Below are 13187 nucleotides of genomic sequence, written 5' to 3' on the forward strand. Positions count from 1 at the left end.
GGCCGCGAGGCCCCTTTTTCATTGGTTCTTGGGATCGTCGTTTGCAACGTCCGCGCGTGGGATCGACTTGACTCCCCGTTCGTCATCGGCTGAACCGCGCCCTAGTCGAGTCGGCGAGACCAGAGCGCTCGGGGAAGTGGCGGCGCCGCTGGTCGCCGACTCGTCGCTCGGAACCAGTGCGTCGCTTCCGGCGATTGCGGGATCGGGGTACGGCGAAGGTGTCGTAGGCGAGACAGCCCCAGCAGCAGATGGCCCGGCCGGCGCACGATCGATCTCGATCTTTCTTTCAACACCGCCGACTTGTGACCCGACGGTTGGGAGGCCGACGCCACCAGACGTCAAACTGCTCCGGGCAGCTGTTCCAGGTGCAGTAGGCGCCGGCGTAGTCCCCACTGGACCAGCATTAGCAGGCGTGACGTTGTCGACTCGCGAGCCGGAGTTAACGGCCGTCGTTCGCGGAGCCACGACGGAGACCCCGCCGCTGCGCTTCATTGAAGCGGTCGGCACGCCACGTCCCTGACTTCCATCGTCGACCATTCGGTGATCCCGCATCGGTTCGACGGATCGCGCTACAGCTTCTTGATCAGGGCTGGATAGCTCTGGAGACGGTCGGCTGTATGTCCCGTCAAGAGCATCGGGCGCTCGACGATCGCTCTGCCGATATGACATGTGGTCATTGCCGGCCGGCAGAGTCACGATCCTGAAGTCAGATTCGGACAGGCGCGGTTGATTGGCGGGCGAATCCGTGCCTGTTCCCGCCGCTCGAGCGGCTTCAAGAGTCGGGCCATTTCCCGTCGTTCGCGGATGCAGAAAGTTTTCAATAGGTGCCGAGGTGGACGTTGTTTCAACCGGCCCGGTCGGCTGAATCGAGGTCACCCATGCCGAAAGGGGCCCCTTGCTATCGGAAGCTGGGGTCGCCGCCGGCGGAGAGGAAAGCGAGCGGCCCGGCGCCCGCTCGGGCGTCATGAGCGGCTTGTTGTCAGCCGACGGATCGATGTGGTCATGCACCTGCTTGATCGGCGCGGCGGACTCGCTTGCCACCCGTTGCTGCATAACCTCCACACGCTGCTGGGCGTCGGTCACGATTTGGGGCATCGGCGTCGCAACATCCAGGGGTTTCGTATCCACTGGTCCAACCGCTCCTGCAAATCGCTGGAACGACGCGGGCGCACTTCCACCAACACCAGACTGGTTGCGTTGGTCCTGGCGAACGACGTCGATCCCGCTCGCAGGGAGAGCGGACCCATCACGAGCCGTGGTCGGCAACGTCGAGTTGCGCGAAACGATGTCGCGCATCGCTGCATCTTGGGCGACCAACTGAGCGATCTGCGGAGAGGGCAGCGTCATCAGCTGGCTGTATCGCATACCGTTGCGCGCAGCGACGGCCTGCAGGTTCTCAGGCGTCATCAGGTTGGTCGAGGTATCTACGCGCGAAACAACTTGCGTCGATCCGCGCTGGCGCACGTCTGCGCTGCGAGTGAGATCCGCTGCAACACGAGAGCCAGATGAAACCTGGTCCGTCAGAGAGGCGGAACGGTCGCTGCGAACGTGCTGCCCGGACTCCATTCCGGTGGAGTCATTGTGCATTTGCGAGCCTTCGTGAGAGACCAGATCGCTCTCGGTGTAGGCAGCCAAACTACTGTTTTGATCAACGAATCTTTGTGCGTCTGAATTCCGCCAAGACTTCGTATATCCACCTTCACCCGAGACATCGAGACCGAACTTCAGACTCGACTGCCCTTTCCCCGTGCCACCGCCATTTGCATAGTCCGCAGCTCGCACCTTCGATCGATACGCATCCCGAATCGCTTGGACTTCATTCGGCGATTTGCCAAGTGACTCGGCTTTGCGAGCGAGTTTGTCTTCTTCTGCTTGGTTGAAAAGAGGCGAGTTCGAGATTGGATTGCTACTTCCTTGCCGACCATTGCCGGAAGGTCCACGCCTGCTACCACCGGCTGAGCCGCCGCCTCCACTGCCAGCGTTGCCGGCCGGCGCACCATCATCGCCAAACGATTTGGCAAAGCCGCCACCAAGCATGATCGAGCCTTTGGCGCCTGCAGAAGTTGTGCCGTCGACGGAGTGCGACTGATCTATCGCATATTGCTGATCATGTGCGGTTCGCCGCTCACCTGTTTGGCTAGACGAGGCCCGCGTACCTGAGCTGGAATCGTCGGACAGGCGCTGCGTGCTTCCACGCTCCTGGCTGCTCGAGACGCTATTCGTGCTGGACGCAAGCTGCTCCCGCCCAGCGAACGTGGAATTTGTTCGGTTTGCCGCGACACCCGTCGAGGTGTCGGTGCCGAGCGACCGCTCGAATGCGTCCTGGGAAGTTGCTGAAACGCCGAGGCTGTTTTGAAACTCGGTGCGAGCGATTAGGCCATTGGCGAAATTCGTAAAGGCCGAGCCGGTCCCGGTATCGACGTTCATCGACCCGGTGCGCGATTGCACGGTGTTGTCGTACTTGTTCGCTGAGGTCACGTTGCGCGACGCGTTATCGATCGACGACGAATCCATGTGCACGTTGCCGATGTTTTCGTCGCCCTGCGCCTGCTGGCCACCGATCTGCTGAGCAGACCCGGTCAACGCGCCACTCAGTTGAGAGAATGCACCTACAACGCCGGCCGACGCGAAGTTCAGCAACATCCAGGCAAGGGGCGGCGTAATAATCACCATGTATCCAAGCAGCGCCTGCTCGTCGAGCAACGTCTGGCCGAACTTCGCCGCCATCCCGAACGGGACGCCGGCCTGCAACGACATCGAGCGCATCTCATGGCTGAGGTGAATCAGGGACAGCCCGTTGATTACCGCGAAGAGCACCGGCCAGATAGATACCCACGCCACCGTCTTCGCGTACATCGCAAGGATTCGCTTGGCGCCGTCAGCGCCGCTGATCAGGCAGAGCACCAGAATGAGCGGGAAAACCGCATAGACGATCGCTTCGGCATAGTTGCGAACAGTCGGCAGCGTGTTCTTCGCCAGAATCGCCATGGAGGCAAGCGAACCGTTCGTCGCCACTGCAGCCTGAGCCGAGCTCATCAACGCATTGACCTCGGCGACGCGCGCCGGATCGCTCAGCATCGCGGGAAGCTCGGCGCCCGCCTGACGCCACACGTTGTTGAACATTGCCTGTCGCAGCGCCGATGACGCGTTCTGCGACGATTGGAGGATGAAGCCGTACGAATCGCCGATCGCGTTGACAAATTCCGCCTTCGCCATGGACGGATCGGCGATCTCCGGATACATCTCGCTGCCATACATTTGCTCGGCTGCTTGCTCCGCATCCTGTACGCGCAGCAGCAGCAAGGTTCCGGTCGCTGAGCAGGTGTCCGTCGTAGGATTCGCGGTGAGGGTGTTGGTTGTCACGTACCGTGCCGGGCTGGTCGACGTGAACACCGTATTGAACGGGTCCGTGCCGTTCATAATCGTCCGCGGATCAATCGCGCCGTCCTGGATGTCGTAGACCGTGCACTCCTTGAAGAACTGGATAAGGTCGGCGTGCAGCCCCGGATCGGTGATTTCAGCCTTGTTCACCTTCTGAAGCACTGAGATTCCGAAACCCACATCGCCCTTTTTCAGGGTGAGCGTATCCGGCACCGAAAAAATCGTTTCGTACGACTGTGTCAGCACTCGAGAGATAAGCGTGAAGCTCTGGGCAACCGCGGCGAGATACACCGGGACGTGGTCCACCTCGCGAGTAGGCTGCACGTTGTTGACGTCGGTGATGAACACGTTTTCAACCGGCAGCAACAGCAGCTGCGTCATCAGCATTGCGGCGGCGAACCAGCGGAAGATCTCATAGCCTTTCCGACCGAGCGCGACAATCGTCCAGATCACCACCCCGCACAACAGCGTGTAACGGATGAGACCTGTCCAGGTGCCGCTGCCCATGAAAGACGCAATACCCTGCATGACGTAGTACAAGGTATCGACGTTTCCATAGGTGTCGATTTCCATGTTCATTGAGTGCTCCCGCCGTTCAACGTCTGGCCAAACGCCAACGAGTTTCGAAGCGACGACGACACATTCGCGTGTACCGCACGCTCGATCGATTGGAGCTGCTCAACCAGCTGCCACGCGTTCGACGTCTGGCTGAAGGCTTGCATGACGACACTGCGTGCTTCCGATTCGACCGTGTCGATGTTGGTGTTGAGCTTTGTGGCCTCGTCGAGCAGCGACGTGCTGGATTTCACCGTCCCGTATCGCGCGATTGCTCGTCGAAGATCTTCAGCGGATCCATGGATGTAGGCTTCGGCATACTTGGCTGCGATCAGCGACTGGTAGGTACTCAACAGTTGGTCGGCCAGAGACGAATTGTTCAGGCGCGTGCCGACCGCGATCATTTTGTAGACCGGCAGGTCGGTCATGCTCAAAAACCGAAACGTGTCCGCCGGATTCGGGATCGCGGAGCGCGAGGCGATCGCGTCCGTAATCACCTGCAGCTTCTGCTGTACGAGCGTACGGAAGGGGGTGTAGCCAATTTCCTGCACTGACGGATTCAAGCACTTCGTCGTTTCGTCGCACACGTACACTTGGATCGTGGTGCCGGAGTTCGCGGCAGGATCGTTACCGACCAATTCCTGCACCGTGAGGCTGCCGATTCGCGGCAGGAAGACAGGATTCACCTCCGTGCCGCCCGAATCCGACGGGTCGGGAAAAATGACCGTCCCCACCAGCGACATCAGGAATTCCCGATCCGACGTGCTCAGGTCCGGCAGCTGCTGCAGCGCCTGCCACGTCACGTTGCCGTACGGCTGCTTGGCCGCGAGATTGGAATCCGATGCGGTGGCCGTATTGATCGTCTGCGCCGCTTGCGCCGAGCTGTTTCCGGTATTTGTCCAGGCATCGGTCATATCCGAATACAGGTTCGTGAATGGCCCGAGCGTGTCGGCCAAGTTCGCCTGCTCTTTTTTCCATGCAACAGGCGTCACCGCATTGACGATGCCCTCAGCGGCCTGGCACGAGTCGATGTTCATCCGGTTGACGTCGCGGGCGATGGTCTGCAGCGACTGCATGACGTTGTCGCAGGTTGGGCAGAGGTTCTGGAGGGCAAGCTTGAATGCGTAGCCCAAGGCGTTCGAGCCGATGTTGCGCAGCAGCGCAACAAACTGCTCTTTATTGATAAAGCTGAACCCGCCGGCAAACAGGTCGATCCCGCCGCAACCGGCGCCCCATTCCGGGGCGGTGACACTCGCGAGCTGGTAAGTCTTGTGTGGCGTACGCATGAACACGCTTCCGCCGCTGTACATATCCATCGTCTCGCCCTGCAACGCACGCGGGCTCGATACGTTGCCCATGGCGTTGATCGAGTCGAAGACCTGCTGCATCGACATCGCGCTCGAACAGACTGGGGCGATGGCAAACACTGCAGCCGTCAGTGCGGCAATCCAGCGTGTCGGTTTCATCAGAAGAGCTCCCCAGGCTGCGAGGCAGTGAGAACGAAGATACGATCGATGATGTCCTGGAGGGACATCGTTCCCGAGCCGATCATTGCGTGATCGCCCGTCTCTTTCGATGCGATGAAGAGGGCGGGCACCTGCTGGACGCCCCAGACCGACGCCTGCCCATGGTCAGGCGTCGGGTTCGGAAACTCACCAATGCCCCGACCGTCCAGCGAAACGGGCAACACGTCGATGCCATAGCGCTGCGCGAGCAGCACAATCGTCGGGGCCATCGCGTGGCAATACGGGCAGTCCGAGCGGAAGAAGAAAATCAGGCCATGCTTCTGCGCGAGCGCACGCAGCTGCCCGTCCTGGTCCGAATCCCGGGTCCGGTCGTAGGTATGGACAGCGACGTTGTTAGTCGGACGCTTGAGCGAGTAATCGAGACTCGGGTTCTGCCACACAACCCGGCGCCATTGGTCGGCAAAGACCGCGCTCTTTTGCTGGACGTACTCCCAGAGCTTGATGTACTCCTTGATGTGCTCGGGCGTCGGGTCCATGTTCGCGACGTCGAGTCGGTGCTTCAGTGCCTCGCGCATCTCATCGGCCGACTTGATCTGGTCGAAGTCGTCGGAATCGGCCGGTTTGGCCGCGCTCGCACCCGCCGGCGCCGCAGGCTTGTCGTCATCGCAGTACCAGTTGAATTTTTCCTGCCCGTCGCAGCTCCAGGCGGACTTGTAGTCCAACCCGTCAGCGTCCACGATCGGCGACGCCAGTAGCGCTGCGGGAAGCAGGATCGCTACCGCGAGCCGGAAGCCTCGGGATGCGCTCATGGCTGGCTCCGCTGCGCGTCGACGTGATAGCCGGCGTCCATCAATTGCCCGAGTGCCTGCTCGAGTTGCACTTCCGCGAAACCCAAAGACTGCGCGGCTTTGACCTGTTCGGCTGCATCGGATTGACGCCGCCTCCCTCCGAGAATCCAAAGGAATTGACTTCGAACCCTGGGCTTGTGCAACACCGCCGCAGCGCCCATAAACGCACGACGTGCGTTCCGCCAGGCGAAAGCCGCGTCAACTACGTTCGAAATGCAATGTCGCTGATATGCAGCAAACTCGCGCAAGTCGTGGTCGTGCTGCACGTGACGCAGTTCGGCAGAAAATCGGCCATCTTGCTGCTGGCTCGGTTCTGTCGACGCCGGCGAGGGTGCCGTCGGGATATTGACGACACCGCTCGCGGGCCGAGCCGGCTTGTCCCACTTAGGGGTCGACCATGGCGCACCGGAGAAGTGATGCCTTTCGAAAGCTGCGAGAAGCGCGGCATGGTCGCCGCCGAGGGAACCTGCAATTTCCTTCAGCCGTTCGAGGTTGTCGCTTCCGTACCGATATACCCGGGAATCGTCCGAGTAACCGAAAAACCAGTCGTGCCGATCGAGCATGTCGTAAAACTGTTCGATCGTGGGTCGTTGGATTGGCACCCCCGAGCTGGGGGTCGTCCGATCAGACAAGTCGACCGTATCCGCGACCGCGTCGTCATCGAGCTCGATCGTCGTACCGGCCGCCGGCGCCGGTCCGTCGACAACTACGAAGCTGCCTTGCCCCGTCGCCTGATCGTAGTTCGTCACGCAAACATCTGCGATGGCGTCCTCGAGCAACACGGAAATGGCTTCGCGCGACGGTGCGGCGCCGCGCGTTACCCGGAAGGTCGCCCGGTCACTGCCGGCGCCAGCAAAAAGATGGCTCGGCAAGTCGGGCGCCGGCGCGGCGCTCATGCTGGTGATCGTGATCTGCAGTCTCACTTCGCCTCTCCTTCGCGGCTTGCGTTGCTACGTTCGGCACGCTGCCGTCCGATCGAGTCGAGTTGTCTGCGCAGTGCGAGAGGCGAGGGCGCAGACCAGACGAGGTCCGCAGCAAGCGTAATGGCGGCAGCAACGAGCCAAGTGACGAACAAGCCGTGACCAACCTGAGGGGCAAGCGTCGCGATGGGCACGTCATCAGTGCGCCAGTGCATACAAATGGCGGCCGACGGCGCGTGGCGAGCGGCCGTATCGGTGCATGTCCGCAGTCGGATCGTGTCCGGATTCGTGCCGCTTCCAGCAGCCTGTTCGAGCACGGTCTTTGCCATACCAGTGAACGACCCGAGATTGAGCACTGCGAGCCCAGCAACTGGGAAGGCCGCCGGCACAATGACGAAGGCCACGAAGAGGCGCCGCACGTAGCAGGGAAGGCTGTCCCGCAGCGCCTGGACCCAGTCCGAGCGGGAACGCGAAGGGGGAAACATGCTTTCGATGGACATTTCAACGCTCCTGCGTCGTGAGGGTTTTGAAATCTGCAACCAGTGGGCGGTGCTGCGTCACGGTGTATCTCCCGCGGGTTGCGACGGCGCCGCCGGCGTCAAGCCGATCGGCGGGATTCGATCGCGGCAGTAGTTCATCTTCACGTCCAGGCGCCCGCTGGTTTCGCCCGCCTCGGTCTGGACGCCGCGTACGTCGAACAGAACGTCCAGACGCTTGCAGCCAGGCCGCGGCAAGTCGCCGACCGGGCGAGCCGTGACGTAGACCGGGCCGTTGGCGTGCAACTTGGTGATGAGGGAACCCGCAACGGGTCCACGCAGCGCGCCAAACGCTGACCCGTGATCAATCGCATCGATGAGAACTGCACTGAAGTCGTCGTAGCTGCCGGCGAAAGCCGCGACCGGCAGCGCAAAAATCGCAGTAGCAAACGCTGCGGAGACAAGGCGCTTCATTGGGATACCCCTTTTCCGCTTCCGATCGATTGCCGCACGCGCTGCAGAATCGCATCCTCGTCGACGGCCTTGGACTGGATCGAATTGACGAACTCGGTAAAGTCGATATTCGAAAAGTCGATACGCTGGAGTTGGTCGGCCGTGAAGCCACCGCAACCGGCAAACGGGATGCCGAGTTGCGCCTTGCCTTGCTGGTTGACAAGCTTCGCGATCAGCGAGTTGAAACAGCAGTAGCTCTTCTTTTCCTCGACGCACACGCCGAGCACGCGCTTGGAGCAGCCCTGGTTGTACTGGACACAGAGATTCTGGCCACGCTTCAGACTGAGCACCTGCTCGTCGGGGGAACAGGCGAGCCACATCTGGATCAGCTGCGCAGCGATCTCGGCCGCGAATACGTACGGATTGAAGTCGGCCAGTTGAACGCCGTTGGTCAGGGAGAACGAGAACTGGAAGCCGTAGGCACCAAAGGTGCCGGAGGTAGACAGCGCCCTATCGGCCCATGCACCCATCTGCAGGAGACCGGAGTTCACGATGGAGCTATCGACCGTTTCGTACAGTTGGTCAAAGACATATTTCGAGCCTAACGCGATGCCTTGCTTGGCCGCTGTTCCGGCAACCGACAATCCAGCGCTAACTGCGGCGCTTCCAATCGCGTTGTTCGAGTAAGCTGCACCGCCGCCGTTGCTGGTGCAGCAGCTCTTGATTTCGAGGCCGCCCAGCACCTTGATCGAGCAGCTGCTGTCGTAGCCTTTGAAAATGTTCACGTTCCCGCCACCGACACCGTAGGCGCCGGCTTCGCGCCCGGTTTCCAGCCCTGCTACGACCTTGCCGAGCGCGCCGTCCGCACCACTACTCGACGAGAAGCATCCGGCACCCGGTGCGCACATCGTGTTCGTGCATTGGGTGACGGTCGTTGTGTGCGCCGGGGTATCGAGACACTGGTACGTGTACTGCATCGTGTCGCAGCTTCCCGGCACCGCGTCGTTGTACGACACACACTGCTGGTTCACTAGGCCGCAGCCTTGCTGCTGCAATGGCGTGCAGTCGTTAACGGTGGAAGCGGCTTGGCATTCGTAGGTATCCTGGTAATTCCAGCAATCCTGGTAGAGCGGAATCCCGTTGATGACACGTGTGCCGGCCGGCTCGATGCAGGTTGAACCTGTACGCTGGCAGGTTGGCGCGGCATACGCTACCGGCGCGGCGAGCAGGGTGGCCGTCATTACACTGCCGACGAAGCTGAACGCACGCGTGGCGAACGTGAGAGCGCGGATCTTCATTGTGCCGCCCGCTGTTCGAACGAGCTGCACTGGTTGATCCAGTTCGGCGTGCAAGTCGCGGTGCAGATCTGGTTCAGCGTCAGCTGAACTCGAGCCTGCCCACCGCCTTGGAAACCGTACCCACCTATCGCCGCTTGAATTTCGACGGTATTGACGCCCTCATGCAGATACGAGCGGATATCGGTGTTGGGCGCAATGGTCGAGGGGTTCCCCTCGTACTCGCTACCGAATGTGAAGAACGGTCGATACTCCGTGAGGCCGCCGTCTGCCGTGAACGCAGTTTTATCCGAGCACACGCTCCGAATGCCGTTGTAAACCAAATTGTGAGCGAAGGTCACACCAGGCGAAGCGGCGGCAAGATAGCCAGTAGTCTGCCGTCCATCAATCCCGCCGGCCGACGCCGGCAGCGTCGCCTCCCCACATTGGAGAATGCGACCGCCGTCCGGCGCATCGGTGTAGACCGTTACGCCGTTGATGTCGACGCTGCGCAGCGTATTGTTTGCCGTGATCTGGCTGATGACTGCGGTACCGATCTGACCAAGGTTCTGTACGCTGAAGCTCATCGAGCCGGACACGGTAAGTCCGTTGTAGCCCGAGTTGTCGTGATAACCCGTGTCCGCGCCGAAGTTCCAGAGAGCAGAGTTCGATGCCAGGCGCGAGGCAAACCCGCCGTTGAAACTTCCCTCGACGACTCCGCCGGCAGCGCAGCCCTGGTAGGGTTCGGTGCAGACCGGATCGTTGATGCGGTTGCACGTATATGTTTGTGTACCCACCGCCTGCTCGCAGGTTTCCTTCCGGTAGGTTGCTGGCACGGTCGACGTCACGTTGTGGCAGTCCTGCGAACTAGTCGTAGAGCCGGGGTTATTGATGGTCCCCTTGCTCCCGGTCACAATCGGATCGCTCGCGGTGATCGGCATGCGATTGGGCGGCTTCTTCGCGAGGTAATTCACGGCATCGCATTCCTGACGCCAGTAGGCGCTTGGATTGGCTGGCTGCGTCGAGCAATCCGCTTCCTTGCCGGATCCGGCGGGCCCGAGACTGCCCTGCCCACCGCCATACAGCGGCGTCAGCTCGCCGTCCTGGTTCGTGTAGTTCGGCACGTTCGAGCCACCGCCACTGATGCTTCCGTGAGCCGCGTTCATTCCTGACTTACCGAACGACTGGCCTTCAGTAAACGCAGACCCGGTAGATGGGGCGTCCGCAGCAGCGCACACGGCGACCGCAGCCAGGACGGCCGCGATGGCCAGTGGTGCGCTTCGGCGCAGGGTTGCCCGCATTCCGTTCATTCGACATCCCCCAGTGCACGGAGATATCGCTCGGCGATCCCCGCGTAGGTAGGGCTGTGATCGACGATCTGGCGGAGGGCGTACGCGGGCGTCACGTCGCCCGACAAGGAGACGTACGACGCCGGCAGCGCACATCCGCTGCTGTCGACCTGACTGTTGGCATCTCCACCGCGTGTGACGACATAGGCGGGCACGCGGGCGATGCGATACTGCGTGAACGCCTTCGGGTTGACGACGATGCCGCCGGACGCAATCCCCAGCCGCTGCATCTCAGCGGCCGTCGCCTTCAGCGAGTCGTTCTTGAAGCCCCGGAACACCACAGTGCCGCCGGCCTGATTCATTGTCTTCACCAGGCGTACGAGCGAGGCAGCGGGCATGGAGAAGCTCGCAAACGCGACGAAGGTGTCCGTTACACGGCGCTGCGTACGGCTTTCATACCTTTTCGCAACGGCGAGAGGATCTGCACCGGCGGCGGCCGCCGCCGGCGTAGGCAGGTTCGGGAACGCGTTGCCATCGTGAGCCGCCTTTGCTGCCGCCTGATCCATTTGCCGTTCGCGATTGCCCTGGATACGGCGCATCTCGGCGTCAATCGCATCCGACGATGGCATCGCGCCGCGATAGCGCGCGGTGCCGCTGGCTGCCGCATCGAAGGTCGCTCGGCGCGTCGTATCGATCTGTTGCTGCTCGCGCGCAAGCGCGTCGTTCGAGACGGTCTGGGCCGACACCGACATGGTAGCTAGCCCGATCGTGCCCGCGGCCGCCAAGGAGGGAAGGAGACGTGTCATTGCGGGAGATCTCCCAGGTTGGCGCCCATGCAGCAGTTGCGCTTGCGGAAGATCTCGTACGCGAAGTCCTCTCCCGTGTACGGGATCATTTTTCCGGCACCCCAGAGCGCCGACGTGCGGCCATACGGCTGACAGCACTGACCATTTATCTGGTCGGTTTGCGCAACGGGGTAGAGCATCGTGTACTTGTATTGGGTCTTGTCCATCACGGGCTGCAGGTAGTAGCCACACATCGCGCCGTCACCTGTCGTGCCCCACATCAAGCCTTCGCGATGCAACTTTGCGGTCATCCGCTCGACCAGCAGCGACGACGCCTGGATGGCGGACACATGCGCCTGGACGTGACCGTTGAAGGGATAGATCGAGCCGTTGCAGCCCGCGCACCAGAAGAGTAGGTTGCTCCCGAAACCGAGGCTCGATAGCACACAGTCACCTGCGCACGCGGCCTGGGCAATCGGACTGCCGAACAGGTAAGTCTCCGGCTCGAGGAGCATGGTGAGATCGTCGTCGCTCCAGGTCGGATCGACTTCGGTCATGTACGCCATGTCGAAACTGCCCGTCTCCATGCATGGATCGTCGAGCAGGATCTCGGTGTAGTACATGACCGGATCGGTGTACCAGTGGACCTGATAGAAGCTCTGTTTGGTATCGTCCTTCTGCTCGCGCACCTCGCCCTCCGGCGCGTGGATGCCTGGGTTCAGCGAGATCCCGCCGAGCGACACGAAGCAGTATGGCGAGCGCGTGACGTCGACGCGCCGGATCGGCTCCCAGAAGCTGAACTTGACGCCGAACGTGCCGTTGCAGAAGCAAAGGAATCCGCCCGGGTTCGGAGTGTCGTCCTGCCCCATATTGAGGAACGTGACGCTACCGATGGCCATCGGGAATGCGCATTCCCAGCAGATATCCGTGATCGGATTGGCGAATCGACCGACACACTGACCCGCATCGGCCGGCGCCGAGAACGAGACGCAGCTGGCAACCAGCGCGATCGCGAAAATCCAGCGGCGAGGGAGATGGCGTATGTTCACGAAAGCAGCTCCCGCAATGCCGGATACACATCGAAGGCAAAATCGACCAGGTGTGCGCCGACGTGATGGCCAAGGCGGTAGACGATTGGCAGGAGGACCACCGCAACACCGCCGGTCGCAGCACCGGCTACGCCCCAAGCGATTACCCAGACCACGCGTGACGTCGCCGTGGCCAGGATGTCGAGCAACTTCGAACTGATCGAACGACGAGCCTGCTCGACGGTGCCAGAGAGGGGAACGGGCACATCCAGCTGGACGGCATGGGTCGGCACAACGCCGATACCGAGGGCCGCCTTCACACCCGTCTCGATGAGACCGATCAGCTCGACAGCTTCGACCTCGCTCAGATGGTCGGCGAGGACAGCAGGAGGACGATGTACATCGTCTACAGCACCCGCCACAACACGAAAGCTTTCCCCGCTGCTGTCTCCTACGATCTGGCGGACAGGTTGAATGGAAAGCCGAGCGACCCTGCTGTCGTAGGGGCTCGCGCGCCAGTAGTAAGTTGCGAGCACACCCTTTCCTGAAACCACGACCTGATCATTCGTGACGTCGACGACATACCGCGTCGGCTCGCCTGTCACAGTGAAGTGCTGAAGAGCAGCAGCGCGGTCGTCGGCCGAGTTTTTCTCAACGCCGTCGATAACGGCCGGGGCGACAGAGAAGTCCAGACGGTCATAGTTGTTCATCG

General features: G+C 61.4%; 11 protein-coding genes. All 11 read right to left on the reverse strand.

What is annotated here, in order from left to right; translation table 11 throughout:
- Nucleotides 1-18: 18 nt before the first annotated feature.
- From HWX08_RS30750 to HWX08_RS30800, 11 genes are read right to left on the reverse strand one after another with little or no spacing between them, the layout of a single operon-like run.
- Nucleotides 19-3960: a conjugal transfer protein TraG N-terminal domain-containing protein gene (locus HWX08_RS30750; RefSeq protein WP_058904054.1), complete on the reverse strand. Its 3942-nt coding sequence runs from the start codon at nt 3958-3960 to the stop codon at nt 19-21.
- Entirely contained in the window at nt 3957-5402 is a 1446-nt protein-coding gene (locus tag HWX08_RS30755) for a conjugal transfer protein TraH (RefSeq protein ID WP_058904055.1), read from the reverse strand. The genes HWX08_RS30750 and HWX08_RS30755 overlap by 4 nt, the downstream gene beginning before the upstream one ends.
- Nucleotides 5402-6211, reverse strand: a complete 810-nt coding sequence (locus HWX08_RS30760) for a conjugal transfer protein TraF (protein WP_058904056.1) — start codon at nt 6209-6211, stop codon at nt 5402-5404. The genes HWX08_RS30755 and HWX08_RS30760 overlap by 1 nt, the downstream gene beginning before the upstream one ends.
- Nucleotides 6208-7173 carry a hypothetical protein gene (locus tag HWX08_RS30765; protein WP_058904057.1) on the reverse strand — a complete coding sequence of 322 codons (966 nt, stop codon included), beginning with the start codon at nt 7171-7173 and terminating at the stop codon, nt 6208-6210. The genes HWX08_RS30760 and HWX08_RS30765 overlap by 4 nt, the downstream gene beginning before the upstream one ends.
- A complete protein-coding gene (locus HWX08_RS30770) occupies nt 7170-7670 on the reverse strand; it encodes a hypothetical protein (protein ID WP_058904058.1) in 501 nt (166 codons plus the stop codon). Before HWX08_RS30770 ends, HWX08_RS30765 begins: the two co-directional genes overlap by 4 nt.
- A 57-nt stretch (nt 7671-7727) precedes the next feature.
- On the reverse strand, nt 7728-8120 hold the full coding sequence (locus HWX08_RS30775; RefSeq protein WP_058904059.1) for a hypothetical protein: 393 nt from the start codon (nt 8118-8120) through the stop codon (nt 7728-7730).
- The gene (locus HWX08_RS30780; RefSeq protein ID WP_058904060.1) at nt 8117-9397 is read right to left on the reverse strand and encodes a conjugal transfer protein TraN; all 1281 of its coding nucleotides are present in this window, start codon (nt 9395-9397) and stop codon (nt 8117-8119) included. Before HWX08_RS30780 ends, HWX08_RS30775 begins: the two co-directional genes overlap by 4 nt.
- A complete protein-coding gene (locus HWX08_RS30785; protein WP_077021558.1) occupies nt 9394-10683 on the reverse strand; it encodes a hypothetical protein in 1290 nt (429 codons plus the stop codon). The genes HWX08_RS30780 and HWX08_RS30785 overlap by 4 nt, the downstream gene beginning before the upstream one ends.
- Complete coding sequence (gene trbC / locus HWX08_RS30790) at nt 10680-11468, reverse strand: type-F conjugative transfer system pilin assembly protein TrbC (protein WP_058904062.1); 789 nt, start codon at nt 11466-11468, stop codon at nt 10680-10682. The genes HWX08_RS30785 and trbC overlap by 4 nt, the downstream gene beginning before the upstream one ends.
- Nucleotides 11465-12457 (reverse strand): conjugal transfer pilus assembly protein TraU, encoded by a 993-nt coding sequence (traU, locus tag HWX08_RS30795; RefSeq protein WP_230205789.1) that lies wholly within the window; start codon nt 12455-12457, stop codon nt 11465-11467. The genes trbC and traU overlap by 4 nt, the downstream gene beginning before the upstream one ends.
- Nucleotides 12458-12492: 35 nt before the next feature.
- On the reverse strand, nt 12493-13185 hold the full coding sequence (locus tag HWX08_RS30800) for a hypothetical protein (RefSeq protein WP_058904064.1): 693 nt from the start codon (nt 13183-13185) through the stop codon (nt 12493-12495).
- Between the last annotated feature and the right edge of the window lie 2 nt (nt 13186-13187).

Source organism: Burkholderia metallica (genome assembly GCF_902832845.1).
GTDB lineage: Bacteria > Pseudomonadota > Gammaproteobacteria > Burkholderiales > Burkholderiaceae > Burkholderia > Burkholderia metallica.